Source organism: Micromonospora okii (genome assembly GCF_020884795.1).
GTDB classification, from domain to species: Bacteria; Actinomycetota; Actinomycetes; order Mycobacteriales; family Micromonosporaceae; genus Micromonospora; species Micromonospora okii.
In genome coordinates this window covers 328,986-353,986 of record NZ_BBZF01000015.1, presented here as the reverse complement: position 1 = coordinate 353,986, position 25,001 = coordinate 328,986, and the positions used below count along the sequence as shown (strand labels likewise).

At 75.9% G+C, this 25,001-nt stretch carries 25 protein-coding genes and 1 pseudogene; 18 read left to right on the top strand and 8 right to left on the bottom strand.

The genetic code is table 11. The features are described from left to right. Positions 1-58: 58 nt before the first annotated feature. From hisD to hisF, 10 genes are all read left to right on the top strand, one after another. Positions 59-1,381: a histidinol dehydrogenase gene (gene hisD / locus LPU43_RS11080; RefSeq protein ID WP_229400188.1), complete on the top strand. Its 1,323-nt coding sequence runs from the start codon at positions 59-61 to the stop codon at positions 1,379-1,381. Next, on the top strand, positions 1,378-2,448 hold the full coding sequence (locus LPU43_RS11075; protein WP_229400187.1) for a histidinol-phosphate transaminase: 1,071 nt from the start codon (positions 1,378-1,380) through the stop codon (positions 2,446-2,448). Before hisD ends, LPU43_RS11075 begins: the two co-directional genes overlap by 4 nt. A 55-nt stretch (positions 2,449-2,503) precedes the next feature. Beyond that, a complete protein-coding gene (gene hisB, locus LPU43_RS11070; RefSeq protein ID WP_229400186.1) occupies positions 2,504-3,115 on the top strand; it encodes an imidazoleglycerol-phosphate dehydratase HisB in 612 nt (203 codons plus the stop codon). Positions 3,116-3,143: 28 nt separating this feature from the next. After that, positions 3,144-3,314 carry a CG2302 family histidine operon protein gene (locus tag LPU43_RS11065; RefSeq protein ID WP_229400185.1) on the top strand — a complete coding sequence of 57 codons (171 nt, stop codon included), beginning with the start codon at positions 3,144-3,146 and terminating at the stop codon, positions 3,312-3,314. Beyond that, positions 3,314-3,937: an imidazole glycerol phosphate synthase subunit HisH gene (gene hisH, locus LPU43_RS11060; RefSeq protein ID WP_229400184.1), complete on the top strand. Its 624-nt coding sequence runs from the start codon at positions 3,314-3,316 to the stop codon at positions 3,935-3,937. The genes LPU43_RS11065 and hisH overlap by 1 nt, the downstream gene beginning before the upstream one ends. 50 nt (positions 3,938-3,987) lie before the next feature. After that, the gene (locus LPU43_RS11055) at positions 3,988-4,308 is read left to right on the top strand and encodes a hypothetical protein (RefSeq protein ID WP_229400183.1); all 321 of its coding nucleotides are present in this window, start codon (positions 3,988-3,990) and stop codon (positions 4,306-4,308) included. Between the two features lie 65 nt (positions 4,309-4,373). Beyond that, entirely contained in the window at positions 4,374-5,099 is a 726-nt protein-coding gene (priA, locus tag LPU43_RS11050) for a bifunctional 1-(5-phosphoribosyl)-5-((5-phosphoribosylamino)methylideneamino)imidazole-4-carboxamide isomerase/phosphoribosylanthranilate isomerase PriA (protein WP_229400182.1), read from the top strand. After that, positions 5,096-5,485 (top strand): RidA family protein, encoded by a 390-nt coding sequence (locus tag LPU43_RS11045; protein WP_229400181.1) that lies wholly within the window; start codon positions 5,096-5,098, stop codon positions 5,483-5,485. The genes priA and LPU43_RS11045 overlap by 4 nt, the downstream gene beginning before the upstream one ends. 141 nt (positions 5,486-5,626) lie before the next feature. Then, positions 5,627-6,625, top strand: coding sequence for an NADP-dependent oxidoreductase (locus tag LPU43_RS11040; protein ID WP_229400180.1), 999 nt, complete (start codon positions 5,627-5,629; stop codon positions 6,623-6,625). A gap of 55 nt (positions 6,626-6,680) precedes the next feature. Then, complete coding sequence (hisF, locus tag LPU43_RS11035) at positions 6,681-7,448, top strand: imidazole glycerol phosphate synthase subunit HisF (protein WP_229400179.1); 768 nt, start codon at positions 6,681-6,683, stop codon at positions 7,446-7,448. A 95-nt stretch (positions 7,449-7,543) separates the two neighbouring features. Here hisF and LPU43_RS11030 read toward each other — a convergent pair whose 3' ends face one another. Together LPU43_RS11030 and yczE are read right to left on the bottom strand one after the other, a co-directional pair. Further along, a complete protein-coding gene (locus tag LPU43_RS11030) occupies positions 7,544-8,005 on the bottom strand; it encodes a hypothetical protein (protein WP_229400178.1) in 462 nt (153 codons plus the stop codon). A gap of 67 nt (positions 8,006-8,072) precedes the next feature. Next, entirely contained in the window at positions 8,073-8,837 is a 765-nt protein-coding gene (gene yczE, locus LPU43_RS11025; RefSeq protein ID WP_229400177.1) for a membrane protein YczE, read from the bottom strand. A gap of 58 nt (positions 8,838-8,895) precedes the next feature. Here yczE and yczR point away from each other — a divergent pair, with 58 nt between their 5' ends. Next, entirely contained in the window at positions 8,896-10,353 is a 1,458-nt protein-coding gene (yczR, locus tag LPU43_RS11020; RefSeq protein ID WP_229400176.1) for a MocR-like transcription factor YczR, read from the top strand. Between the two features lie 244 nt (positions 10,354-10,597). Here the strand turns inward: yczR and LPU43_RS11015 are convergent, their stop codons facing one another. The 3 genes from LPU43_RS11015 to LPU43_RS11005 all read right to left on the bottom strand — a co-directional run bounded on the left by LPU43_RS11015 (position 10,598) and on the right by LPU43_RS11005 (position 14,231). Further along, complete coding sequence (locus tag LPU43_RS11015) at positions 10,598-12,424, bottom strand: AMP-dependent synthetase/ligase (protein ID WP_229400175.1); 1,827 nt, start codon at positions 12,422-12,424, stop codon at positions 10,598-10,600. Positions 12,425-12,537: 113 nt separating this feature from the next. After that, positions 12,538-13,476, bottom strand: a complete 939-nt coding sequence (locus LPU43_RS11010; protein WP_229400174.1) for a terpene synthase family protein — start codon at positions 13,474-13,476, stop codon at positions 12,538-12,540. A 125-nt stretch (positions 13,477-13,601) separates the two neighbouring features. Further along, positions 13,602-14,231 (bottom strand): TIGR03085 family metal-binding protein, encoded by a 630-nt coding sequence (locus tag LPU43_RS11005; RefSeq protein ID WP_229400173.1) that lies wholly within the window; start codon positions 14,229-14,231, stop codon positions 13,602-13,604. Between the two features lie 175 nt (positions 14,232-14,406). Here LPU43_RS11005 and LPU43_RS11000 point away from each other — a divergent pair, with 175 nt between their 5' ends. The 3 genes from LPU43_RS11000 (at position 14,407) to LPU43_RS10990 (ending at position 18,948) form a co-directional block, all read left to right on the top strand. Next, entirely contained in the window at positions 14,407-16,263 is a 1,857-nt protein-coding gene (locus LPU43_RS11000; protein ID WP_229400372.1) for an ABC transporter ATP-binding protein, read from the top strand. Then, positions 16,260-18,044, top strand: coding sequence for an ABC transporter ATP-binding protein (locus LPU43_RS10995; protein ID WP_229400172.1), 1,785 nt, complete (start codon positions 16,260-16,262; stop codon positions 18,042-18,044). Before LPU43_RS11000 ends, LPU43_RS10995 begins: the two co-directional genes overlap by 4 nt. A 127-nt stretch (positions 18,045-18,171) precedes the next feature. Continuing rightward, a complete protein-coding gene (locus LPU43_RS10990) occupies positions 18,172-18,948 on the top strand; it encodes a DUF2470 domain-containing protein (RefSeq protein ID WP_229400171.1) in 777 nt (258 codons plus the stop codon). A 73-nt stretch (positions 18,949-19,021) separates the two neighbouring features. On the opposite strand, the gene LPU43_RS10985 is transcribed toward LPU43_RS10990, so the two are convergent. The 3 genes from LPU43_RS10985 to LPU43_RS10975 are packed head-to-tail and all read right to left on the bottom strand — an operon-like array spanning position 19,022 to position 21,153. Beyond that, positions 19,022-19,633: a TetR/AcrR family transcriptional regulator gene (locus LPU43_RS10985; protein WP_229400170.1), complete on the bottom strand. Its 612-nt coding sequence runs from the start codon at positions 19,631-19,633 to the stop codon at positions 19,022-19,024. A gap of 24 nt (positions 19,634-19,657) precedes the next feature. Further along, positions 19,658-20,413 carry an ABC transporter permease gene (locus LPU43_RS10980; RefSeq protein WP_229400169.1) on the bottom strand — a complete coding sequence of 252 codons (756 nt, stop codon included), beginning with the start codon at positions 20,411-20,413 and terminating at the stop codon, positions 19,658-19,660. Next, on the bottom strand, positions 20,410-21,153 hold the full coding sequence (locus tag LPU43_RS10975; RefSeq protein WP_229400168.1) for an ABC transporter ATP-binding protein: 744 nt from the start codon (positions 21,151-21,153) through the stop codon (positions 20,410-20,412). The genes LPU43_RS10980 and LPU43_RS10975 overlap by 4 nt, the downstream gene beginning before the upstream one ends. Positions 21,154-21,403: 250 nt before the next feature. On the opposite strand from LPU43_RS10975, the pseudogene LPU43_RS28770 reads away from it, so the two are divergent. The 4 genes and pseudogenes from LPU43_RS28770 to LPU43_RS10955 form a co-directional block, all read left to right on the top strand. After that, positions 21,404-22,069 (top strand): annotated as a pseudogene (locus tag LPU43_RS28770) (phosphoribosyl-AMP cyclohydrolase); the annotation flags it as partial. A gap of 336 nt (positions 22,070-22,405) precedes the next feature. Then, positions 22,406-22,834 carry a phosphoribosyl-AMP cyclohydrolase gene (hisI, locus tag LPU43_RS10965; RefSeq protein ID WP_229400371.1) on the top strand — a complete coding sequence of 143 codons (429 nt, stop codon included), beginning with the start codon at positions 22,406-22,408 and terminating at the stop codon, positions 22,832-22,834. Next, complete coding sequence (locus LPU43_RS10960) at positions 22,831-24,384, top strand: anthranilate synthase component I (RefSeq protein ID WP_229400167.1); 1,554 nt, start codon at positions 22,831-22,833, stop codon at positions 24,382-24,384. The genes hisI and LPU43_RS10960 overlap by 4 nt, the downstream gene beginning before the upstream one ends. Next, the gene (locus LPU43_RS10955) at positions 24,381-24,998 is read left to right on the top strand and encodes a Trp biosynthesis-associated membrane protein (RefSeq protein WP_229400166.1); all 618 of its coding nucleotides are present in this window, start codon (positions 24,381-24,383) and stop codon (positions 24,996-24,998) included. The genes LPU43_RS10960 and LPU43_RS10955 overlap by 4 nt, the downstream gene beginning before the upstream one ends. Positions 24,999-25,001 lie beyond the last annotated feature (3 nt).

Sequence of the window (25,001 nt, the reverse complement as noted above, 5' to 3'; positions counted from 1 at the left end):
GTCCCGGCGTGCGGACGGCGCGGGCCGACGCCGGGCCGGCCCGCCTAGACTCGCAGGGGTGTTGAATCGGATCGACCTGCGCGGCGGCGACCGTGACCCCCGCCGCCTGCTGCCCCGTGCCCAACTCGACGTCTCCGTGGCCGTCGAGCGGATCCGCCCCCTCGTGGAGGCGGTCCGGGAGCATGGGTACCCGGCGATCCGCGACGCGAGCGAGCGGTTCGACGGCGTCTGCCCCGAGCGGCTGCGGGTGCCGGTCGAGGCGATCCGGGCGGCCGAGGGCACGCTCGACCCGCGGGTCCGCGCCGCGCTGCTGGAGTCGATCGCCCGGGCCCGGCGGGTCCACGACGACCAGCGGCGGGTCGACCACACGACGCGGGTGGTGCCCGGGGGCACGGTCACCGAGCGCTGGCTGCCCGTCGACCGGGTCGGCCTGTACGTCCCCGGCGGCCTCGCGATGTACCCGTCGACCGTGGTGATGAACGTGGTCCCCGCCCAGGCGGCCGGCGTCCGGTCGCTGGTGGTGGCGAGCCCGCCGCAGAAGGACAACGGGGGCCTGCCCGACGCCCGGGTCCTCGCCGCCTGCGCCCTGCTCGGCGTCGACGAGGTGTACGCGGTCGGTGGCGCGCAGGCGGTGGCGATGCTCGCGTACGGGTCGACGGTCGACGCGGACGGCGTCGGGCGCTGCGACCCCGTCGACATGATCACCGGCCCGGGCAACATCTGGGTCACCGCCGCGAAGCGGCTGCTGCGCGGGGTGGTCGGCATCGACGCCGAGGCCGGCCCCACCGAGATCGCCATCCTCGCCGACGACACCGCCGACCCGGCGCACGTCGCCGCCGACCTGATCAGCCAGGCCGAGCACGACCCCCTCGCCGCCAGCGTGCTGGTCACCCCGTCGGTCGACCTGGCCGCCGCGGTCGACGCCGAGCTGGCCCGGCGGGTGCCCGCGACCAAGCACGCCGACCGGGTCACCACCGCGCTGACCGGCGAGCAGAGCGGCGTGGTCCTGGTCGACGACCTGGAGGCCGGGCTGCGGGTGGTCGACGCGTACGCCGCCGAGCACCTGGAGATCCAGACCGAGAACCCCCGCGAGTGGGCGCTGCGGGTGCGCAACGCCGGGGCGGTCTTCGTCGGCCCCTGGTCGCCGGTGTCGCTCGGCGACTACTGCGCCGGCTCCAACCACGTGCTGCCCACCGGCGGCTGTGCCCGGCACTCCTCCGGCCTCTCCGTGCAGTCCTTCCTGCGCGGCGTGCACCTGGTGGAGTACACGGAGGCGGCGCTGCGCGAGGTGGCCCCGCACGTGATCACCCTCGCCGGGGTGGAGGACCTGCCGGCCCACGGCGAGGCCGTCGGCGCGCGTTTCCCGGGGGAGGCCCCGTGACCACCCTCGACGACCTGCCGATCCGCGACGACCTGCGCGGGCTCTCGCCGTACGGGGCGCCGCAGCTCGACGTGCCGGTGCGGCTGAACACCAACGAGAACTCCTACCCGGTGCCGGAGCCGGTCGTCGAGGCGATCGGCAAGGCCCTCGCGGCGGAGCTGCGCGACCTGAACCGCTATCCGGACCGCGACGCCGTGGCGCTGCGGGCCGACCTGGCCGCGTACCTGGGGCACGGGCTCGGCGTCGCGCACGTCTGGGCGGCCAACGGCTCCAACGAGATCCAGCAGCAGCTCCTCCAGGCGTTCGGCGGCCCGGGGCGCACCGCGCTCGGCTTCACCCCGGCGTACTCGATGCACCCGCTGCTGGCGCTCGGCACCGGCACCGGCTGGGTGCCGGCGGCGCGCGGGGCGGACTTCGGGCTGACCGCCGCCGACGCGGTCGCCCAGGTCCGCGAGCACCGTCCCGACGTGGTGTTCCTCTGCTCGCCGAACAACCCGACCGGCACGGCGCTCGACCCGGCGGTGGTGGCCGCCGTGCTCGACGCCGCCCCCGGCATGGTGGTGGTCGACGAGGCGTACGCCGAGTTCGCCCGGCCCGGCACCGTCAGCGCCCTGGCGGTGCTGCCCGGTCACCCGAGGCTGGTGGTGACCCGCACGATGAGCAAGGCGTTCGGCTTCGCCGGCGGTCGGCTCGGCTACCTGGCCGCCGACCCGGCCGTGGTGGCGGCGGTGCAGCTCGTACGGCTGCCGTACCACCTCTCCGCGCTCACCCAGGCCGCCGCCCGCGCGGCCCTGGCCCACCGCGACGCCCTGCTCGGCACGGTCGCCGCGATCATGGAGCAGCGGGACCGGATCGTCGCCGAGCTGCGCGCCCGGGGCCGCCGGGTGGCCGACAGCGACGCCAACTTCGTGCTGTTCCACGTCGGCGGGGACCAGGCGGCGGCCTGGCGGGTGCTGCTCGACGCCGGCGTGCTGGTCCGCGACGTCGGGCTGCCCGGCTGGCTCCGGGTCACCGCCGGCACCCCCGCCGAGACCGACGCCTTCCTCACCGCGATGGAGAAGATCTAGTGGGAGTGCGAGGAGCGAGCTTGCGAGCCCCGCAGTCACGACCGAGAGGTAAGCAATGAGTCGCACCGCCCGGGTTGAGCGGATCACCAAGGAGACCAAGGTCCTCGTCGAGATCGACCTCGACGGCGGCGGAGCGGCCGACATCTCCACGGGGGTCGGCTTCTACGACCACATGCTCCACCAGATCGCCCGGCACGGCGGCTTCGACCTGACCGTGCAGACCGTCGGCGACCTGGAGATCGACGCACACCACACGATGGAGGACACGGCGCTGGCCCTGGGCGCCGCGTTCGACCAGGCGCTGGGGGACAAGGCCGGCATCCGGCGGTACGGCTCGGCGACCGTCCCGATGGACGAGGTCCTGGTGCGGGCCGCCGTCGACCTCTCCGGCCGCCCGTACGTGGTGCACGACGAGCCGGCGCTCGCCCCGTACATCGGGCCGGTCTACCCGACGAGCATGACCCGGCACATCTGGGAGTCCTTCGGCCAGGCGGCCCGGATCACCCTGCACGTGGACGTGCTGCGCGCGGCCCGCCCCGGCGGCCACCCGGACGCCCACCACGTCGTGGAGGCCCAGTTCAAGGCCGTCTCCCGCGCCCTGCGCGAGGCCACGGCGATCGACCCGCGCGCGGCGGGCGCGATCCCGAGCACGAAGGGCGCGCTGTGAGACCGGGCGCGCGGAAGGAGGGGGCCTGATGGGAAGCGTGCTGCCGACGTTGCTGCTGATCCTCGCCGGGGTGCTGGTCGGCGGGACGTGGTCCCTGCACCGCCAGGGCGCCCCGCGCAGCGCGGTGGTGATCACCGCGCTGCTGGCGGTGCTGGCCACCGTCGGCGGGATCCTCTGGATGCTGCCGGGGGAGAGCTGATGGCGAAGAACGTGGTGGTGTTGGACTACGGCTCGGGGAACCTGCGCTCGGCCGAGCGGGCCGTGGCGCGGGCCGGCGCGGACGTCACCGTGACCGACGACCTGGCCGCCGCCGCCTCCGCCGACGGCCTGGTGGTCCCGGGAGTGGGCGCGTTCGCCGCCTGCATGGCCGGGATCGAGGCGCTCGGCGCCGGCCCGGTGATCGCCGACCGGGTGGCCGAGGGCCGCCCGGTGCTGGGCATCTGCGTCGGTATGCAGGTGCTCTTCGAGCACGGCGACGAGCACGGGGTGGTGACCAAGGGGCTCGGGCTGCTGCCGGGCGCGGTGACCCGACTGCCCGCCGACCGGCTGCCGCACATGGGCTGGAACACCGTGCGCCCCCCGGCGTCGTCGACGCTCTTCGCGGGCCTGCCGGCGGAGAGCCGGTTCTACTTCGTGCACTCCTACGGCGTGGTGGACCCGGCGCCGCTGGCCTCGTCGGGGGCGGCGGTGACCACCGCGCGCCACGGGGCGGACTTCGTGGCCGCGGTCGAGCGGGGCGCGTTGTCGGCCGCCCAGTTCCACCCGGAGAAGTCGGCCGACACTGGCGCGGCGCTGCTGCGCAACTGGCTGGCGACGCTGTGACCGCCGGTGGCTGAGCGGGGCGCCCCGCGCCCCGGCGGCCGGGGCGCGGCGTGAGCCGGGAGCGGGCCCGCCGCAGGGCCGCCCGCGAGGCCGAGCTGGAGCGGGAACGGGCCGTGCGCCGCCGCCGGGTGGCCCGCCGGGAGCGCCGCCGCGCCCTGGTACGCCGGCTGACGCCCCGAGCGCGCCGGCGCACCGGCCGGCTGGCCCGGCACACCAGGGGCGAGCGGGCCGCGATCGTCGGGCTGACCGGCGTGGCCCTGGCCGCCATCTGGACCTTCGTCGACCCGCTCGCGCTGCGGCTTGCGCTGGTCGTGTTGTTGCTGCTGGTCCTGCCGGCAGCCGTGGTGATCGTGCTGGGCCGCCGTTACTGACGCGTCGTCGTCGCGGTGGCCCACGTCGTTTCCCGAAGCGTTTTCCCCGAGCAAGGAGAAGATCGTTGAGTCTCACCCTGTTGCCCGCCGTGGACGTCGCCGACGGCCAGGCCGTCCGGCTCGTGCAGGGCGCCGCCGGTAGCGAGACCGCCTACGGCGACCCGTGGGAGGCGGCGCTGGCCTGGCAGCGCGACGGCGCGGAGTGGATCCACCTGGTGGACCTGGACGCGGCCTTCGGACGGGGTTCCAACGCCGCCCTGCTGGCCGAGGTGGTCGGCCGGCTCGACGTGAAGGTGGAGCTCTCCGGCGGCATCCGCGACGACGCGTCGCTGCGCGCCGCCCTGGGCACCGGCGCGGCCCGGGTCAACATCGGCACCGCCGCGCTGGAGGACCCGCAGTGGTGCGACCGGATCTGCGGCGAGTACGGCGACCGGGTCGCCATCGGCCTGGACGTGCGGGGCCGTACCCTCTCGGCCCGGGGCTGGACCCGCGACGGCGGCGACCTGTACGAGGTGCTGGAGCGGCTCGACGCGGCGGGCGCGTCCCGGTACGTGGTGACCGACATCACCAAGGACGGCACGATGCGCGGACCGAACCTGGACCTGCTGCGCGAGGTCTGCTCCCGCACGAAGGCCCCGGTGATCGCCTCGGGCGGCGTCTCGACGCTGGACGACCTGCGCGCCCTGGCCGCCCTGGAGCCGGTCGGCGTGGAGGGCGTGATCGCCGGCAAGGCGCTCTACGCGGGCGCGTTCACCGTGCGGGAGGCCCTCGACGCGCTGGCCGCCGCGTGACCGTCACCCGGCTGGGCTCGGGCGGCCCCTGGGAGCAGCTCTACGGCTACTCGCGGGTGGTGCGGGCGGGGAACCTGGCCTGGACAGCGGGGTGCACGGCCACGGTCGACGGGAAGGTCGTGCACGTCGGCGACGCGGCGGCGCAGACCGCCCAGGCGGTGCGGATCGGCCTGGCCGCCCTGGCCGAGGTCGGCGCCGAGCCGGGGGACGTGGTGCGCACCCGGATGTACGTGACCGACCGGGCGTACGCCGACGAGGTGGGCCGGGCGCACAACGCGGTCCTCGGCGCCGTCCGCCCGGTCGCCACCCTGGTCGTGGTCGCCGCCCTGCTCGACCCCGAGCACCTGGTCGAGGTGGAGCTGGAGGCATACCTCGGCGACCGCTGAGCTTGTAAGGAAGGGCACCCTGTTAACGCCTACGGTGGAGAAGGGTGCCCTTCTCACGCCTCGGGCGGGCGCCTCGCCGCGCGGGTGCGGCCCGACCAACGGCGGGCCGCCCCGCCCCATCCCGACCGAGAGGACGACAGCGTGACCGTCAACCGCGAGATCCACCTGGCCTCCCGCCCGCACGGCTGGCCGACCGCCGAGAACTTCCGGCTCGTGGAGGCCGAGGTGCCCACCCCGGGCCCCGGCCAGCTCCTGGTCCGCAACCAGTTCATGTCCGTCGACCCGTACATGCGGGGGCGGATGAACGACGTCAAGTCGTACGTGCCCCCGTTCGCGCTCGACGCGCCGCTCGACGGCGGCGCGATCGGCGAGGTGGTCGCCGGCGAGGCCGACGGGATCGCCCCCGGCGACACCGTGCTGCACGGCCTCGGCTGGCGGGAGTACGCCCTGGTCGACGCCCAGGGCGCGCGGAAGGTCGACCCGGACCTGGCGCCGGTGACCGCGTACCTGGGCGTGCTCGGCATGACCGGGCTGACCGCGTACGCGGGGCTGCTCGACGTGGCCGCCATGCAACCGGGCGAGACCGTCTTCGTCTCCGGGGCGGCGGGCGCGGTCGGCAGCGTGGTCGGCCAGATCGCCAAGCTCCGGGGCGCCGCCCGCGTCGTCGGCAGCGCGGGCTCGCCGGCCAAGGTCGAGCGGCTGCGGGCCCTCGGCTTCGACGCGGTCTTCGACTACCACGACGGCCCGGTAGGCAACTCCCTGAGGGCCGCCGCCCCGGACGGGATCGACGTGTACTTCGACAACGTCGGCGGGGAGCACCTGGAGGCCGCCATCGGCGCGATGAGAGCGCACGGGCGGGCCGCGATCTGCGGCATGATCTCCCAGTACAACGCGACCGAGCCGCCGGCCGCCCCGCGCAACCTGGGGCTGATCATCGGCAAGCGGATCACCCTGCGCGGCTTCCTCGTCCGCGACCACCAGCACCTGCGCGACGGGTTCGAGCGGGAGGTGGCCGGCTGGCTGCGCGAGGGGAGGATCTCCTACGACGAGACGATCGTCGACGGCGTCGCCAACGCGCCGGACGCGTTCCTCGGCCTCCTGCGTGGCGAGAACCTCGGCAAGATGCTCGTCCGCTTGTGAGGAGGGGCGGCACGGGCGGGGCGGCGGCGCGGGCGAGAGGGATAGGCTTCGCGGCATGACGGTGGCGGTACGGGTGATCCCGTGTCTGGACGTGGACGCCGGGCGGGTGGTCAAGGGGGTCAACTTCGTCGACCTGCGCGACGCCGGCGACCCGGTGGAGCTGGCGGCGGCGTACGACCGGGCGGGGGCCGACGAGCTGACGTTCCTGGACGTCACCGCCTCCTCCAGCGACCGGGGCACGACGCTCGACGTGGTGCGCCGCACCGCCGAGTCGGTCTTCATCCCGCTCACGGTGGGCGGCGGCGTCCGCCGGGTCGCCGACGTCGACACCCTGCTGCGGGCCGGCGCCGACAAGGTCGGGGTGAACACGGCCGCCGTCGCCCGCCCCGAGCTGATCGCCGAGATCGCCGACCGGTTCGGCCGGCAGGTGCTGGTGCTCTCCCTGGACGTGCGGCGGGCCCCGGCGGGCACCACCGACAGCGGCTTCGAGGTGACCACCCACGGCGGTCGCCGTGGCACCGGGATCGACGCGGTGGAGTGGGCGCGGCGCGGCGCGGAGCTGGGCGCGGGGGAGATCCTGCTCAACTCGATGGACGCCGACGGCACGAAGGCCGGCTTCGACCTGGGCCTGATCGGCGCGGTCCGCCGCGCCGTCGACGTGCCGGTGGTGGCCAGCGGCGGGGCGGGCGCGGTCGCCCACTTCCCGCCTGCGGTCGCGGCCGGCGCGGACGCGGTCCTGGCCGCCAGCGTCTTCCATTTCGGCGAGCTGAGCGTCGGCGAGGTCAAGGACGCCCTGCGCGGCGCGGGTCACCCCGTCCGCTGACACCCGCCGCGCCCCGGCCACGCCGTCGGCCGGGGGTCGACGGCGGTCCCATCCCGGCGAGGCCGCCCGCAGGTGCCGCTGCCCCGGCCGTACGGTCAGCCGCGCCCCAGGTGGCCCTCGGGGGAGCGCCGGGGGGCGGGGATCGAGCGGACCGCGTACTCCTGCACGGCGGCGGCGTGCTCCTCCTCCTCCAGCGTCCAGTCGGCGCTGCCCGGCGCGTGCCGCCGGCTCAGCACGCCCTGTAGCGTGTCCACGGCGGTGGCCAGGCCGGCGCTCGGCCGGGTGCGCCAGAGCCGCTCCCCGTCCGGGGTGAGCCGGAACCAGCCGTCGCTGACGCTCACCAGACCGGCGCCGACGAGCCGCCGGACCGCGGTCTCCACCTCGTGTCGCTCGGGGATGGCCTGGTTGAGATGGTCGGCTGTGGAGAGCACGTCAGCGAGCCGGACGCCCTCGGGCCGCCGGGTGGACGCCGACCGGCGGTGCCGCCCCGCGCCGTTGGCGATAACCAGTGAAACGAAGATCCAGGCGTCGGTCCAGCGCCATCCGTTCTCCCCCATGCAGGAATGATGCCGCGCCTCGCCCCCGGAGGAAACACCCACTTTTGCGCGGGCGCGTCGCCCCAGCTCAGCAGGGTCGCCCGCGATCCGTCGCCGCCGATTCCCCCGCCGCCGATCCCGTCGCCGAGGCCGCCCCCGCCGCCGGGCGCACGCCTGGCGCGGCCGGTCCCGGCACCACCGCGCCGGCCGGAGCGGCCACCGGCTCCGGCGGCCCGCCCCGGGGTGCCAGGTCGACCGTGCAGGCGGGCAGGAAGAGCTGCACCAGCGGCCCGATGGCGAGGGCGTACGCCACCGTGCCCACGCCGACCGTGCCGCCGAGCAGCCAGCCGAGGGCCAGCACGGTGACCTCGATGACGGTGCGGACCAGCCGCACGGACCGACCGGGGCGGCGGGCCACGTACCCGGTCATGAGGCCGTCGCGGGGGCCGGGGCCGAGCCGCGCGCCGAGGTAGAGCCCGGTGGCCGCGCCGTTGGCGACGATGCCGGCGAGCAGCAGCGCCACCCGCACCGGGACCGGAAGACCGCCGGGCAGCAGGGCGAGCGCGCCGTCGGCCACCGGCCCGACCACCAGCACGTTGCTGACCGTCCCCAGGCCGGGGCGCTGCCGCAGCGGGAGCCAGAGCAGCAGCACCACCGCCCCGACCGCCATCGTGACGGTGCCGAAGGACAGCCCGGTCCATCGGGCCACGCCCTGGTGGAACACGTCCCACGGGTCCAGGCCCAGCTCGGAGCGGACCAGCAGCGCCATGCTGACCCCGTAGAGGACCAGCCCCGCATAGAGCTGGGTGAGCCGCCGTACCGGCCGGGACCGGAGATTGCCAATCGCCGTCACCCATGCCACTCTAGGTGCCAATTCAGCGGGTACGAGAGCCAATATCGGGAGGGTGGCCATGAGCAGTCAGGTACGTGGCGCACAATTGGCCCGGCTCCTCGGCCAGTGGCACGCGTTGCCGGGCCGCCGCCGCAGCCCCGACTACGCCGCGCTCGCCGACGCCGTCCGGGGGCTGCTCGCCGACGGCCGCCTGCCGCTGGGGGTGCGCCTGCCGGCCGAGCGGGAGTTGGCCGAGGCGCTGCGGATCAGCCGGACCACGGTGACCGCCGCGTACCGGCAGCTCCGGGAGAGCGGCCACCTGGCCAGCCGGCGCGGGGCGGGGAGCTGGACCATGCTCCCGGGCACCCACCGGGTCGCCAGCACCGGGCTCTGGACCCCGCAGGACGACCGCGACATGATCGACCTCGGGATGGCCGCGCTGGCCGCGCCGCCGCACCTCGTGCCCGCCGCCCGCGCCGCCGCCGAGGACCTGCCCCGCTACCTCGGCGGCGCCGGCTACCACCCGACGGGCATCATCGAGCTGCGCGAGGCGGTCGCTGCCGGCTACACCGCCCGGGGCCTGCCCACCTCGCCCGACCAGATCATGGTCACCAGCGGCACCCAGCACGCGCTGGACCTGGTGCTGCGCCTCGCCCTGGCCCCCGGCGGCAGCGTCCTGGTCGAGTCGCCGACGTACCCGAACGCCCTCGCCGCGCTGGCCGCCCGGCGGGCCCGGATCACCACCCACGGCCTCGCCCTCGACGGGGGCGGCTGGGACGCCGACCTGCTGCTGGGCAGCCTGCGGCAGGGCCGGCCGAAGCTGGCGTACCTGATCCCCGAGTTCCAGAACCCCACCGGCCACCTGATGCCGGCCGAGCTACGCGAGCGGACCGTCGGCGCGGCCCACGCCGCCGGCACCGACCTGGTCATCGACGAGTCGTTCGTGGACCTGCCGCTGGACGGCACGGCGCTGCCGCCGCCGGTCGCCACCTTCGACCGGCACTCCCGGGTGATCTCCATCGGCGGGATGAGCAAGCCGTACTGGGGCGGGCTGCGGATCGGCTGGGTGCGCGCCTCCGCCCCGCAGGTGCAGCGGCTGGCCGCCGCCCGGGTCGGGGTGGACATGGCCAGCCCGGTGCTGGACCAGCTCGTCGCCGTCCACCTGCTCGCCGACGCGCCTGCCATCGTGGCCGCCCGCCGGACGCAGCTCGCCGTCCAGCGCGACGCCCTGACCTCCGCGCTCGCCCAGCGCCTGCCCGACTGGCGGTTCACCGCGCCGCGCGGCGGGGTGACCCTCTGGGTCGAGCTGGACGGCCCGGTCTCCAGCGCCCTCGCGCGGGCCGCCGAGGAGGTCGGCGTGCGGCTGGCCCCCGGCCCCCGCTTCGGCCTGGACGGGACCCTGGAGCGCTTCCTGCGGTTGCCGTTCACCCTGCCCGCCGGGGACCTGGTCGAGGCCGTCGCCCGGCTCGCCGCGGTCCGCTACGACCTGGACCGCGCGGGCCGCCCGCGCTGGCGCGAACCCGCCGTCATCGCCTGAGCCCGAGGGCCACGCGCACCGCGCCGGATCACGCCGCGCGGGCCGGCGGCGGCGCCGACGTGCGGACCGGCGGCGGCGGGAGCACCGGCACGCGGACCGGCGGCGAGAGGCGCGGGGTAGGCGGGTTGGCGGCGGTACGTGGCCCGGACGGCGGGAGCGCCGGTACGCGGGCCGGCGGGCGTGCCCCGGGAGGGAGGGGCACGGCCGCCGGCGGGTCGGGTGCGGGTGAGCCCGGCCGGGCGGGTCAGAGCTCGGCGAGGCTGCCCTCGTACATCTTGTCGATCTCGGAGGCGAAGTTGCTCTCCACGCTCCGCCGCCTGATCTTCAGCGAGGGGGTCATCTCGCCGTCCTCGATGGTCAGGTCGCGGGGGAGGACCGTCACCTTCTTGATCGTCTCCCAGCGGTTGAGCTTCGCGTTGAGCTGGGCGACGTACTCCTCGACCATGGCGCGGGCCTCGTCAGAGGCGGCGATCTCGGCGTAGCCGCGGCCCTCCAGCGGGCCGCCGGCCGCCCAGCCCCGGATCGCGTCCGGGTCGAGGGTGACCAGCATGGTGCAGTAGTTGCGGGCGTGGCCGATGACCACCGCCTGCGAGGTGTACGGGCAGAGCGCCTTGAACATGCCCTCGATGTGCGAGGGGGCGACGTACTTGCCGCCGGAGGTCTTGACCAGGTCCTTCTTCCGGTCGGTGATGCGCAGGTAGCCGTCGGCGTCGAGGCTGCCGATGTCGCCGGTGCGGAAGAAGCCGTCCTCGGTGAACGCCGCCGCCGTCTCCTCGGGGAGGTTGTGGTACCCGCGCATCACCGGCCGGCCGCGGAGCAGGATCTCCCCGTCGGTGTCGATCCGGCACTCCAGGTCGCCCATCGCCCGGCCGACGGTGCCGATGCGCAGCCCGCCGGGCGGGTTGACGAAGTTGCCGGCGCTGCTCTCGGTCAGGCCGTACCCCTCGGAGATGGGCAGGTTGGCGGCGGCGAAGAAGGCGGCGATCTCCTTGCTCAGCGGCGCGGAGCCGGAGACCAGCACGCGGATGCGCCCGCCCAGGCGGGCCTGGAGCTTGCTGAAGACCAGCTTCTCGGCCAGCGCGTACCTCAGCCGCAGCCCGGCCGGGACCGGCCGGCCCTCCTGCTCCAGGGCGACCTTCTCCAGGCCGACCCGCACGCCCCAGGCGAAGATCTTCGCCTTCGCTCCGCCGCCGTCCCGGGCGGTGGTGACCGCCTTGTTGTAGACCTTCTCGAAGACCCGCGGCGCGCCGCACATCAGCGTCGGCCGGACGACGGAGAGTAGGTCGACCAGCTTCTCCACCCGGCCGTCGACGTAGGTCGGCAGGCCGACGTGGGTGGCGCCGCAGAGCAGGGTCTTGCCGAACGAGTGGGACAGCGGCAGCCAGAGGTAGTGGAGGTCGTCCTCGCGCAGCAGCCCCAGCTCGGCCTGCGCCACCCCCTCCCAGCACCAGCCGCCGTGCAGCAGCTCGACGCCCTTGGGTCGCCCGGTGGTGCCCGAGGTGTAGATGAGGGTGGCCAGGTGGTCCGGCCCGATGCCCTCGACCAGCCGCTCCACCAGCCCCGGATCGGCGTCGAGCGCGCGGGCGCCCCGCTCCTCCAGCTCGGCCAGGGTGAGCTGCGGGACGGCCGCGGCGGGGTCGGGCGCGCCGTCGAAGAGCACCACGTGGGTCAGCGCCGGCAGGGCCGCCCCGGCCACCTTCGCGGCCTGGGCGGGGTTCTCCGCGAACAGCACCCGGGAGCCGGAGTCGGCGACGATGTACGTCGCGTCCTCGGGCTCGGTGGTCGGGTAGACGGTGGTGGTCGCGCCGCCCGCGCACATGACGCCGAAGTCGGCGAGCACCCACTCCAGCCGGGTGTTGGACAGGATCGCCACCGGGTCCTCCGGGCCCACGCCGAGCCCGTGCAGCCCGGCCGCGACCGCCTTCGCCCGGTGCCCGACCTGGGCCCAGGTCAGCCAGAGCGGCCCGGAGCCGTCGGGCGCGGGGTGGCCGAAGGCGTGCCGGTCGGCGGAGGCGGCCACCCGCCTGAGGAACATGTCGGGGATGGAGCGGTATGGGACATCGAGAGCCATCGCGGTAGCCGCCTTCAGGGGGTGGAGGCGTGACTGAGGTCACGTCGTTTGCGGTTACCGAAGGGTATTGCCTGCGCGGGGCGTCGGCTAGCCCTCCGCGCCACGCCCGGCGCTCAGGCGTACCGGCCGGCGCGCATCGACCAGTCGTAGGTGGCCCGGACCCAGTTCCGCCGCGCCGCCAGGAACGGGAGCACCGCCGGGTCGTCGGCGGCGAGCAGGGCGGCCTCCCGCTCGGCGTACGCCGCCAGCGCCCGGTTGAACCGCTCGGCGGCGGCCCGCAGCGCCGCCGGCTCGTCACCGCCGGTCTCGGCCGCGATCGCGCTGACCAGGTTGTGCGCGTCCGGCCCCGAGCGGTTCTCCTTGCCGTACGAGAAGAGGTCGTTGCACCAGCAGACCAGGTCCACGGCCAGCGTCTCGACGTCGACCAGCGCCGGCTCGACCCGGTGCGCGGCCTCCGGCGGGGCGTCGTACGCCAGGTCGGTCAGGGTGAGCGCCGGGTGCACCGCGCCGGTGTGCCGGCGCAGCCGGACGTACTCGGCCACCCCGGGCACCCGCCGGTGCTCCCGGTTGGCCGCCTCCCAGAGCAGGGCCAGCAGGTAGTCGCGCACCTGGCCGACGAAGCGCAGCAGCAGGGCCGGGCGGCCCAGCGCCCGGGTCCGCCGGCACAGGTCGGCCAGGGCGGCGCCGAGCGGCCCGTCGCCCCGGTCGCCCGCCCCGTGCCCGTCGAGCACGTCGAGCAGGTCGGCGACGACCGGGGCCAGCCGGGTCGGCGCGTCGCCGAGGCCGTCCTCGTCGCACGCGTCGTCGACGACGAAGAGCCAGGTGACCAGGTCGGTGAGGAGGCGCAGGCGGTCGTCGTCGGCGTCCGGGCAGGCGCGCCCGGCCAGTTCGGCCGTGGCGGCCTGCCGCAGCCGGTGCAGCCGGCGTCCGTTGGTGATCAACCCGAACGACTGCGCCCAGCGCAGGCTCTCCTCGCCGGCTGCGCCGGTGCCGGCGTGCCGGGACGGGGAGAACGGCGGTTCGTCCAGCGCCGAGACCGCGAAGCTTCGCATGCCGCCCTCTCGGGTGTGGTCACCCCGGGCGGGCGACCGCACGAGGGTACGCCAGCGCGATCGACATTCATAGTTCGGTTGCCGCCGTTTCCGACGCCCGCGCGGGACCGCCCCGACGCGCCCCGTCAGAGGCCCAGGTCGGCGGCGCGGAGCCGCTCGGCCAGCGCGGCGGGCCCGTCCACCTGGACCCGGGCCGCCCGCTGCCGGCCGGTGAGGAAGAGGACCAGCTCGCCCGGCGCGGCGACCAGCCGGACCCGTGGCCCGCCCCGGCCCGCCGACAGCTCGCCGTACCCGGGCGCCTGCACCAGCAGGTCGGCCGGGAAGCGGCGCAGCGCCAACCGGCCCAGCAGCGCGGCCCGCCGCCACAGCACGGCGTGCAGCCCGGCCGGAAGGTCGCGCGGCTGCCACCCGGGCCGGGCCCGGCGGACGTCCTCGTGGTGGATGTAGAACTCCATCGTGTTGGCCAGCTCGTCGGTGAGCGGGTTGCTCACCGGGCTCCACACCGGCGGGCGGCGCACCCCCGCCACCAGCTCCGCGAACGGCCGCGCCGCGACCCGGGCGCGGACCCGCTCGGCGTACCCGCGCAGCGGCGGTAGCATGATCCCCCCGGCGGCGTCCGGCCGCCGCTCCCGCACGAGCAGGTGGGCGGCGAGATCCCGGACCGTCCAGCCCTCGTTGAGCGTCGGCGCGTCCGGTCCCAGGCTGAGCATCAGGTCGGCGAGCGCCTCGCGCTCCGACCGGGCGTACCGCGGCATGGCCCGATCGTATGCCGGGCCGGCGCGTTCGGCCCGGTGACGCCGACGCGGCCGTCGGCGTGATCGCCGACATATCCGTTCCGGGGCGGCGCGGTGGGGCCCGTCCGGTAAGGATGGGGGTAGATGATTGCGGCTTACGGCGGGGGAGAGCGTGACCAGCAGGACAAGTCGGGACGTGCTCCGCAGGGGGATGTCCGTGCTCGGCCGGGCCGTCCGGGAACAACCCCGGATCTTCGCGGTCGCGGTGGCCGGCAGCGTGCTGTTCGGCCTGCTGGTGATCGCCAGCGCGTACGTGGTGGGCGCCGTCGTCGGCGACGTGGTGGTGCCGGCGATCGAGCGCGGGTCGGTCGGCGTGGCGGCGCTCGCCCTCGCCGCCGGCGTCCTGTTCGGCATGAGCGTGCTGCGGGTGGTCGGCATCCTCGGCCGCCGGCTCGGCGCCGGCTACATGCAGTACCGGCTCCAGGCCGCGTACCGCCGCCGGGTCACCCGCCGCTACCTGGACCTGCCGCTGTCGTGGCACCAGCGCAACGCCACCGGCACCCTGCTCTCCAACGCCAACTCGGACGTGGAGGCGGCCTGGTACCCGATCGCCCCGTTGCCGTTCGCCGTCGGCACGCTGGTGATGCTCGTCGGCGCGATCGTCTCGCTCTTCGTCACCGACTGGGCGCTCGCCCTGGTCGGGCTCGCCGTCTTCCCCGCGCTGTTCGCGCTCAACGTCGTCTACTCCCGCCGGATGGCCCCCCGCCAGGCCCGCGCCCAGCGGCTGCGCGCCGAGGTCAGCGGCATCGCGCACGAGAGCTTCGACGGCGCCCTGGTGGTCAAGACGATGGGCCGCGAGGCGCAGGAGACCGCCCGGTTCGCCGCCCGGGCCGGCGAGCTGCGCGACGCGCTGATCTCCGTCGGCCGGCTGCGCGGCGTCTTCGACCCGACGCTGGAGACCCTGCCCAGCCTCGGCACCCTCGCCGTGCTGGTCGTCGGCGCGATCCGGCTGAGCCAGGGCGCGATCACGGTCACCGACCTGGTCAGCGTGGCCTTCCTCTTCACCGTGCTGGCCTTCCCGGTGCGGGCCATCGGCTGGGTCCTGGCCGAGCTGCCGCGCAGCGTCGCCGGCTGGGACCGGGTGAGCCGGGTGCTCGACGCCACCGGCGAGATGCCGTACGGCGAGCGCACCCTCGACCCGGCCGACCCGACCCCCGCCACGCTCGCCTTCACCGACGTGAGCTTCGCCTACGAGCCCGCCGAGGCGCACCTGCCCGGCACCGAGGTGCTCGGCGAGGTCACCTTCACCGTCCCCGCCGGGAAGACCGTGGCCCTGGTCGGGCCCACGGGCGCGGGGAAGTCCACCGTCGCCGCGCTGGCGGTGCGGCTGGTCGACCCGCGCGCCGGCACGGTCGGCATCGACGGCGTCGACGTGCGCGCCCTCACCGCCGCCTCGCTGGCCGGCTCCGTCGCGCTGGTGGCCCAGGTGCCGTTCGTCTTCGACGACACGGTCCGGGCCAACATCGCGCTGGACCGCCCCGGCGTCACCGACGACGACGTGTGGGCCGCGCTGCGGCTGGCCGAGGCGGACGGCTTCGTCGCCGCGCTGCCCGAGGGGCTGGACACCATGGTCGGCGAGCGGGGCACCTCGCTCTCCGGCGGGCAGCGGCAGCGGCTCACCCTGGCCCGGGCGCTCGCGGGGCGGCCCCGGCTGCTCGTCCTCGACGACGCGACCAGCGCGGTGGACCCGAGGGTGGAGGCGGCCATCCTGGCCGGGCTGCGCGCCCCGGACACGGGCGGCCCGGCCGCCTCGATCCTGGTGGTGGCGTACCGGCGGGCCACCATCGCGCTCGCCGACGAGGTGATCTACCTGGAGCACGGCCGGGTGGTCGCCCGGGGCACCCACACCGAGCTGCTCGCCACCGTCGGCGGCTACGCCGACCTGGTCACCGCCTACGAGCAGGCGGAGACCGACCGCGCGCAACAGGGGACGTACGACGAGGTCGGGCCGCTGCCCTCGGCGGCCGTCGCGAACGAAGGGCTGGAGCAGTGACGGCGGACGCGCAGGGCGGGCGGGACGAGGCGGCGGAGAGCACCTGGCGGACGCTGCGGCGGGGCCTGGCCCTCTCCCCGGAGCTGCGCACCGGGCTGCTCGGCACCGTCGCCCTGGCCCTGATCTACATGGTGGGCCGGGTGGCCGTCCCGGTCGCCGTGCAGCGGGGCATCGACGAGGGCATCGTCGGCGGGCTGGACCTCGACGTGGTGTGGCGGGTGGTCGCCGTGACCGCCGCCGTGCTGGTGGCCACCACCGTCTGCGGCTACCTGATGATGCGCCGGCTGTTCACGGTCAGCGAGACGGCCCTGGCCAACGTGCGCACCCGGGCCTTCCGGCACGTGCACGACCTGTCGATGCTGCACCAGCAGTCCGAGCGGCGCGGCTCCCTGGTCTCCCGGGTCACCAGCGACGTCGACCAGATCACCCAGTTCCTCCAGTGGGGCGGCGTGATCCTGATCGTCAACCTCGGTCAGCTCCTGGTGACGACGGCCGTCATGCTCGCGTACTCGTGGAAGTTGACGCTCGTGGTGTTCGCGGCGTTCGCGCCCGCCGTGCTGGTGATCCGGCTGCTCCAGCGCCGCCTCGGTGCGGCGTACCGGACGGTCCGGCAGCGGACGGGCGCCCTGCTCGGCACGATCGCGGAGAGCGTGGTCGGCGCGCCGGTGATCCGGGCGTACGGGATCTCGGGGCGGACCGCCCGCCGGCTCGACGCGGCGATCGAGGGGCAGCGGCTGGCGCAGCAGCGGGCGATCCGGATCAGCATCCTGGGCAGCTCCGTGGGGGAGCTGGCGGCCGGCCTGGCGCTGGCCGGCGTGGTGGTCCTCGGGGTCAACCTCGGGGTGGAGGGCGCGCTGTCGGTGGGGCAGCTCACCGCGTTCCTGTTCCTGGTGACCCTGTTCATCCAGCCGGTGCAGATCGCCACCGAGGTGCTCAACGAGGCGCAGAACGCCATCGCCGGCTGGCGGCGGGTGCTCGACGTGCTCGACGTCGCCCCCGACGTGGCCGACCCGGGCGAGCAGGGTCGGGACCTGCCGTCCGGCCCGCTGGACATCCACTTCGCCGGGGTCGGCTTCGCCTACCCGGGCGGGCCGCCGGTGCTGCACGACGTCGACCTGGAGATCCCGGCGAAGAGCCGGGTCGCCGTGGTGGGCGAGACCGGCAGCGGCAAGACCACCTTCGCCAAGCTGCTGACCCGGCTGATGGACCCGACGACCGGGCGGGTGCTGCTCTCCGGCGTGCCGCTGACCGAGGTGCGGTTCGCCTCGCTGCGCTCCCGCGTGGTGATGGTGCCGCAGGACGGCTTCCTGTTCGACGCCACGGTCGGCGAGAACGTCCGCTTCGCCCGGCCGGAGCTGGCCGACGAGCAGCTCACGGCCGCCTTCACCGAGCTGGGGCTGGCCGACTGGCTGGAGGGGCTGCCGGCCGGGCTGGACACGCCGGTCGGGGAGCGCGGCGAGGCGCTGAGCGTGGGCGAGCGGCAGCTCGTGGCGCTGGCCCGGGCGTACGTGGCGGACCCCGACCTGCTGGTGCTGGACGAGGCGACCAGCGCGGTCGACCCGGCCACGGAGGTGCGCCTGCAACGCACCCTGGACGCGGTGACCCGGGGCCGGACCACCCTCGTGATCGCCCACCGGCTCTCCACCGCCGAGTCCGCCGACGAGGTGATCGTGGTGGACCGGGGTCGGATCGTGCAGCGCGGGCCGCACGACGAGCTGGTCCGCGACCCGGAGTCGGTCTACGGGCTGCTCTACGCGTCCTGGCTGGAGCAGACGCGTTGACCAGGGTGGCCGCTTGACGAGGGCGGCTGCTTGACCGGGCGGACGGGGAAAACCGGGGGTCGGTGGACCCGGTGGGGCCGGTTGGTCTACCGTGCTGTTAGGTAAGCCTAACCTTCGGAGGTGGGTCATGCGCCCGAGCCCCGTCCTTCGCCCGAGCCCCGCCGAGACCGTCCGGACGCTGGTCGCCGGCCGGCTCCCGGCCCTGGTCCACCTCGCCCAGCGGCCCGGCCCGTTCCACGTCCGGCACGTCACCGACGCCGACGGGCGGGTGCTGCTGCTCGTGCCGTCGCACAGCGACCTCGCCGCCGCGCTGCCCGGCGAGGCGGGCGAGGACGTGGCCGTCGCGCTCGACGTCCTCGACCTGCCGCCCGCGGCCGGCGCCCCCTCGCTGGGCCGGGCCTGGGTGTCGGGCTGGGCCGTCGCGCTGCACGGCGGCGACGCCCGCCGCGCCGTGCTGGACTTCGCCGAGGTCGACCCCGTGGGCGACCTGCTCGACGTGGGCACCCGGTTCCGGCTGCACCGCTTCGAGGTGGCGGAGGCCCGCCTGGAGCGCCCCGACGGCCTGTGCCGGGTCGACCCCGGCGCGTACGCCGAGGCCGAGCCGGACCCGCTGCACCCGGTGGAGACTGAGCTGCTGACCGAGCTGGCCGTGCAGCACGGCCACGAGCTGGCCGCGTACCTCCGGCGGCAGCTCGGCCTGGCCGAGTCCACCCGGGACGGCTCGCCCCGCGTGGTCCGGCTCGACCGGTACGGAATGGTCGTCTCCTTCGGCCGCCCCGGCGCGCGGCGGCGGGCCCGGCTGGCCTTCCCGCGCCCGGTGGCCGACCAGCGGGAACTGGCCCGGCTGCTGCATCCGATGCTGTGCCGGCACTCCGACTCGACCCGCCTCACCGACCCGGCCTGACCCCGCCCGCCCCGCTCCCTCCCCTGCCGCGCCGTCGCCGTCGCCCGGGGGAGAGGCTTCTCTGCCGCAGGCGTCAGGAAGGCGTACTTCCTTCCGCCAGGTCGCCGCGCAGGTAGCGCTGGATCGTCGGGGCGACCGCCGCGACCAGGGTCTCCGCCGGGGCGGAGGCGACCGGCTCCAGCCGGACCACGTGCCGCATCACCGCCAGGCCGATCAGCTGGCTGGCCACCAGCGACCCGCGCAGCGGCAGCTCCGCCGGGTCGCCGCCGAGGTGGTGCAGGACGCGGCGCAGGACCTGGGTGACCAGGAACTCCCGCAGCAGCCGGGCGGTCCACTCGTTGCTCATCCCGGAGCGCAGCAGGGCCACCGCGCCCGCGCCGGCCGGGGAGTCCCAGAGCCCGAGGAACCCGCGGACCAGCCGCTCGCCGATGCCGTCGTCGTCCCCGGCCAGCACCTGGGGCAGCAGGTCGCCCGGGTCCATCGGGGCGTCCAACGTGGCCAGGAAGAGCTGGTCCTTGCTGCCGAAGTAGTGGTGCACCAGCGCCGGGTCGACCCCGGCCGCGCCGGCGATGGACCGGACGGAGGCCGCGTCGAAGCCCCGCTCCGCGAAGGCGGCCCGCGCCGCGTCGAGGATCGCCTCCCGGGTGCCCGGTCTGCCGGGTCTCCGGCCCGTCCGCCCCGCCATCTCCGCCCTTCGTCCCGTCGCGCCTCAGCCGCTGCGCCGACGCAGGGTCGCGGCGGCGAGCACCAGCGCCAGCACCACGGCCCCGGCCACCACCGCGAGGTCGCGCCACAACGTGGCCGTCGGCTCGGCGTGCGCGCCGACCTCCTGCAACGCCTCGACCGCGTACGACAACGGGAGGACGTCGCTGACCGCCTGCAACCAGCCGGCCATCTGGCCCCGGGCGACGAAGAGGCCGCACAGCAGCAACTGGGGGACCACGACGACCGGCATGAATTGTACGGCCTGGAACTCGGTGCGGGCGAAGGCGCTGCACAGCAGGCCGAGGGCGACCCCGAGCACCGCGTCGACCACCGCGATGGCGATCACCAGGGCGCTGTTGCCGGCGGTGGTCAGCCCGAACACCCAGTACGCCACGGCCGAGGCGATCGCGGCCTGCCCGGCGGCGGCGAGGCCGAACGCGAGGCCGTAGGCGAAGAGCAGGTCGAGCCGGTTGAGCGGGGTGGTGAGCAGCCGCTCCAGGGTGCCGGAGGTGCGCTCGCGCAGCATGGCGATGCTGGTCACGAGGAACATGATGAGGAACGGGAAGACACCGAGCATGATCAGCGCCACCCGGTCGAACGGGCTCGGCCGGCCGGGCGGGACGGGCTGGTCGACGTACATGTGGTAGACGATGGTGAGCAGCAGGCCCGGGACCACCACGAGCAGGGCGACGGTGCGCCGGTCGTGCCGGAGTTGGCGCAGGATGCGGCCGGTGGTGGCGGCCAGGATGCGCGGGTTCACGACGGGTCCCCGTCGGCTCCGGCCGGGTTCGCCCCGCCGGCCCGGATCAGGCGCAGGAACGCCTCGTCGAGGTCGTCGACGCCGGCGGCGGCGCGGACCGCGTCCGGGGTGTCGTCGGCGATCAGCCGGCCCCGGCGGATCAGCAGCAGCCGGTCGCACCGGGCCGCCTCGTCCATCACGTGGCTGGACACGAGCAGGGTCGTCCCGGCGGCGGCCAGGGCGTGGAACCGGGCCCACAGGTCGGCCCGCAGCACCGGGTCCTGCCCGACGGTCGGCTCGTCGAGGACGACCAGCTCCGGCTCCCCGACCAGGGCGCAGGCCAGCGACGCCCGGCTGCGCTGCCCGCCGGAGAGCGTGCCGACGAGCTGGGTGGCCGCCTCCGCCAGCCCCACGTCGGCGACGGCCCGGTCCGCCTCGGCCCGGCCCCGGCCGTGCAGCGCCGCGAAGTAGCGGGCGTTCTGCCGGACGGAGAGGTCGGCGTAGACGCTGGGGGCCTGGGTCAGATAGCCCACCCGGCTGCGCAGCGTGGACGAGCCGGCGGGCCGGCCGAGCACGGTCACCGAGCCGGAGCGGACCGTCTGCACCCCGACGACGGCGCGCATCAGGGTCGTCTTGCCGCTGCCGCTCGGCCCGAGCAGGCCGGTGACCGCGCCGCGCGGCACCGAGCAGGTCAGCCCGTGCAGCACCCGCCGCCGGCCGCGCTCCACGACCAGGTCGCGGACCGCTATCGCATGCTCCATCGCCCACCTCCAAAAAACTCATCACCCGATGAAATCAACGCTAGATGAATTGAGCTTCCGCCCGCAAGGGATCCGCGCGGCCGGCCGACCGCGCGGCGACGCCGGGGCACGGCGTGTGGCGAAAGGTGCCCGGAGGCAGGAATGAGAACGGTCGGGCACCAGCCTTCGGAACGGGCGGTAGCCTTCGGACCGGACAGCAGGTCCGGCAACGGGCATTGCGCCCCGATCGGGCGTACGGCACGATGGCGCGGTGGGTCACGCAGCGTCACGCGATGGTGGGTTCCTCGACGACTGGGTAGCCCGGCTGCGGCGGGCCGCCGAGCGGCCCGTCGTCGGCATCCTGCTGCGCGGCAGCCACGCCCGCCGGGCCGCCACCGCGCACAGCGACGTGGACCTCGACGTGCTGGTCAGCGCCGAGCCGCCGGCCCCGTCGACCGGCGCGCCGGTCAACGCGCCGTACGCGGTCCGCCGGGCCTACCTCGCCGAGTCCGGGGGGCGGCTGACCCACGTCTCGGTGGCGGTGCGGGACATCCGCTCCTGGCTGACCCGGCTCGCGCAGCCCGCCGACTGGGCGTTCGGGCTGCCGGTCACCGCGCCGGTCCGGCTGCTCTGGGCCGACGAGCGCTGGCGCGCCCGCATCGACCTGCCGGTGCTCTGCCAACCCGCCGACGAGCCGAGGCTGGAGGAGCTGATCGCCACGCTCGGTAAGGTCGCCGGGGCGCGGGCCCGGGGCGACCACCTCGGCGTCCGGCTGGCCGCCGCCGACCTGGCCCGGCTCTGCCCGTGCGTGCTGCGGCTGGCCAACCCGGGCGTGCGGGTGGTCTCCCGGCGGGCGGCGTTCGCCGCGGCGCTGGACCTCCCGGTCGCCCCGCCCGGCTACCGCGACGACATGCTGCTATGCCTCGGCGCGCGCCCCGGAGCCACGGGGCAGCTCTGGGCCGCCGCCGGGCGGCTGGTCACCGGCACCGTCCCGCTGGTGCGCCCGTACGCCGACGAGATCGCCGCAGTGGCCGGGGCGGACCTGGCCGAGGCCCTGTCGGACGGGCGGCTGGACCGCTACCTCGCCCAGCTCACCGCCGACGCCGAGACCGCGCCGCGCCCCGAGCCGGGATGCGCGGGGGTCGCGCCGCGCCCCGAGCGGGAGCGCGCGGGGGCCGTGCCCCGTCCCGAGCCGGGACGCGCCGAGGCCACGTCGCGCCCCCGGCGGGAGCCGTCGCCCGTGCCCGCGCCGCGTGCGGGAGAATGGCTCACTGTGCCCGTACCTGACGCGCCGGCGACCGGCGCCACCACCGCGAACCCGCCGACGACCGGCGGGCCCGCCCGCCCGTCGCGGCTCGACCCGGCCGTCGCCGCCCGGCTGCGCCGCACCCCCGACGGCCTGGTGGCCGCCGTGGTCCGCCAGCACGACACCGGCGAGGTGCTGATGGTCGCCTGGATGGACGACGAGGCGCTGCACCGCACCCTCACCACGGGCCGGGCCACCTACTGGTCGCGCAGCCGGCAGGAGTACTGGGTCAAGGGCGCGACCTCCGGCAACCACCAGTACGTCCGCTCCGTGGCCCTGGACTGCGACGGCGACGCGCTGCTGGTCGGCGTCGACCAGGTCGGGGCGGCCTGCCACACCGGCGAGCGCACATGCTTCTTCACGGAGCTTCCGGTCACCGCCGGGGAGCCGGGGTGACCGACGGCGTGGTCAGCCCCGACCTGGGCGCGTTCACCGACCTGGCGGCCCGCTGGCGGGTCGTCCCGGTCACCCGGCGGTTGCTCGCCGACGCGGAGACCCCGGTCGGGGTCTACCGGAAGCTGGCCGGCGGCCCCGGCACGTTCCTGCTGGAGTCCGCCGAGCAGGGGGCCGGCCCGGCGGGCTCGGCCTGGTCGCGGTACTCCTTCATCGGGGTGCGCAGCAGCGCCACCCTCACGGAGCGGGGCGGCGTCGCGCACTGGACCGGGAACCCGCCGGCCGGGCTGCCCACCGGCGACGACCCGGTGCGGGTGCTGCGCGAGACGGTCGCGGCCCTCGCCGGCCCGGCCTGGGACCCGGCCAGCGGGATGCCGCCGCTCAGCGGCGGCATGGTCGGCTTCCTCGGGTACGACCTGGTCCGCCGCTTCGAGCGGCTGCCCGAGCTGGCCGAGGACGACCTCGGTGTGCCCGAGCTGGGCATGATGCTCGCCACCGACCTGGTGGTCCTCGACCACTACGACGGCTCGGCGATCCTGGTCGCCAACGCGGTGCTCCCGCCGCCGGAGCAGCCGGACCGCGCCGCCCTGGTCGCCGCCGCCTACCACCACGCGGTCGGGCGGCTGGACGCGATGACCACCGCCCTGTCCCGGCCCATCCCGCCGATGATCTCCACGGTGGAGCGCCCGGCCGTCGGCGAGGTGGTCAGCCGCACCGACGACGGCGGGTACCCGAAGGCGGTCGAGGCGGCCAAGGAGGCGATCCGGGCGGGCGAGTGCTTCCAGATCGTGCTCTCCCAGCGCTTCGAGCGGCGCACCCACGCCGACCCGCTGGACGTCTACCGGGTGCTGCGCACCACCAACCCCAGCCCGTACATGTACCTGCTGCGCTTCGACGGCTTCGACGTCGTCGGTTCCTCGCCGGAGGCGCACCTGAAGGTGAGCGTCGGCGCGGACGGGCGGCGCCGGGCCCTGCTGCACCCGATCGCCGGCACCCGCCCGCGCGGCGGCACCCCGGAGGCCGACGCCCGGCTCGCCGCCGAGCTGCTGGCCGACCCGAAGGAACGCGCCGAGCACGTGATGCTGGTCGACCTGGGCCGCAACGACCTGGGCCGGGTCTGCCGGCCGGGCACGGTCGAGGTGCCGGAGTTCGCCACCATCGAGCGGTACAGCCACGTGATGCACATCGTCTCGACGGTCACCGGGGAGCTGCGCCCGGACCGCACCGCCTTCGACGCGCTCGCGGCCACCTTCCCGGCCGGCACCCTCTCCGGCGCGCCCAAGGTCCGGGCCATGGAGATCATCGAGGAGCTGGAGCCGGTCCGGCGGGGCCTCTACGGCGGCACCGTCGGCTACTTCGGCTTCGGCGGCGACCTGGACATGGCCATCGCCATCCGCACCGCGCTGATCCGCGACGGCCGGGCGTACGTGCAGGCCGGCGCGGGGGTGGTGGCCGACTCCGACCCGGCCGCCGAGGACCGGGAGACCCGCGCCAAGGCCGCCGCCGTGCTGGCGGCCATCGCCGCCGCCGAGACCCTGCGGCCGGCCCGATGACCGGCCCGGCGACGGAACCGGCGACCGACCCCGCCGCCGGCGCGGTGACGCCGGACGCGCGGCGGCGGCGCGAGCTGACGTACGCGGTGCTGCTCTGCCTGGCCGGCGCGGGCCTGGCGCTGTGGGCGTCCACCCGGACCTGGTCGGTCGAGCTGACCGCGCGGCCCGTCCCGCTGCCCCCGGTGCGGCAGGCCCGCACCGGGGCCGGGCTGCTGCCCTGGCTGCCCGCCCTCGCCGTGGTGGCGCTGGCCGGCGGCGGCGCGGTGCTGGCCACCCGGGGGGCGGTCCGCCGGCTGCTCGGCGTCCTGCTGCTGGCGCTCGGCGCGGCCGTGGCGGCCGGCGGCGGCTACGGGCTGGTGGCCGCGTTCGACGGCGAGGTGAGCCGGCAGTGGCCCGCGCTCTGCCTGGCCGGCGGCGCGCTCGCCGCCGGTGGCGGGGCGCTCACCGCGCTGCGGGGCGCGACCTGGCCGGCGATGGGCGCACGGTACGAGCGGCCGGTCCGCCGCGCCGCCGACCCGCAGGAGGGGGAGGCGGCGACCGGCCCGGTGACCGGGCGGCGCACCACCCAGGCGTGGGACGCGCTGGACCGGGGCGAGGACCCGACGGAGCACTGACCC

Bases quoted from the DNA above. Each gene is read 5' to 3' on its own strand.
- hisB (WP_229400186.1), top strand. From the start codon at position 2,504: ATGAGTCGCACCGCCCGGGTTGAGCGGATCACCAAGGAGACCAAGGTC.
- LPU43_RS11065 (WP_229400185.1), top strand. From the start codon at position 3,144: ATGGGAAGCGTGCTGCCGACGTTGCTGCTGATCCTCGCCGGGGTGCTG.
- hisH (WP_229400184.1), top strand. From the start codon at position 3,314: ATGGCGAAGAACGTGGTGGTGTTGGACTACGGCTCGGGGAACCTGCGC.
- hisF (WP_229400179.1), top strand. From the start codon at position 6,681: ATGACGGTGGCGGTACGGGTGATCCCGTGTCTGGACGTGGACGCCGGG.
- LPU43_RS11030 (WP_229400178.1), bottom strand. From the start codon at position 8,005: ATGGGGGAGAACGGATGGCGCTGGACCGACGCCTGGATCTTCGTTTCA.
- yczR (WP_229400176.1), top strand. From the start codon at position 8,896: ATGAGCAGTCAGGTACGTGGCGCACAATTGGCCCGGCTCCTCGGCCAG.
- LPU43_RS11015 (WP_229400175.1), bottom strand. From the start codon at position 12,424: ATGGCTCTCGATGTCCCATACCGCTCCATCCCCGACATGTTCCTCAGG.
- LPU43_RS11010 (WP_229400174.1), bottom strand. From the start codon at position 13,476: ATGCGAAGCTTCGCGGTCTCGGCGCTGGACGAACCGCCGTTCTCCCCG.
- LPU43_RS11005 (WP_229400173.1), bottom strand. From the start codon at position 14,231: ATGCCGCGGTACGCCCGGTCGGAGCGCGAGGCGCTCGCCGACCTGATG.
- LPU43_RS10990 (WP_229400171.1), top strand. From the start codon at position 18,172: ATGCGCCCGAGCCCCGTCCTTCGCCCGAGCCCCGCCGAGACCGTCCGG.
- LPU43_RS10985 (WP_229400170.1), bottom strand. From the start codon at position 19,633: ATGGCGGGGCGGACGGGCCGGAGACCCGGCAGACCGGGCACCCGGGAG.
- LPU43_RS10975 (WP_229400168.1), bottom strand. From the start codon at position 21,153: ATGGAGCATGCGATAGCGGTCCGCGACCTGGTCGTGGAGCGCGGCCGG.
- LPU43_RS10955 (WP_229400166.1), top strand. From the start codon at position 24,381: ATGACCGGCCCGGCGACGGAACCGGCGACCGACCCCGCCGCCGGCGCG.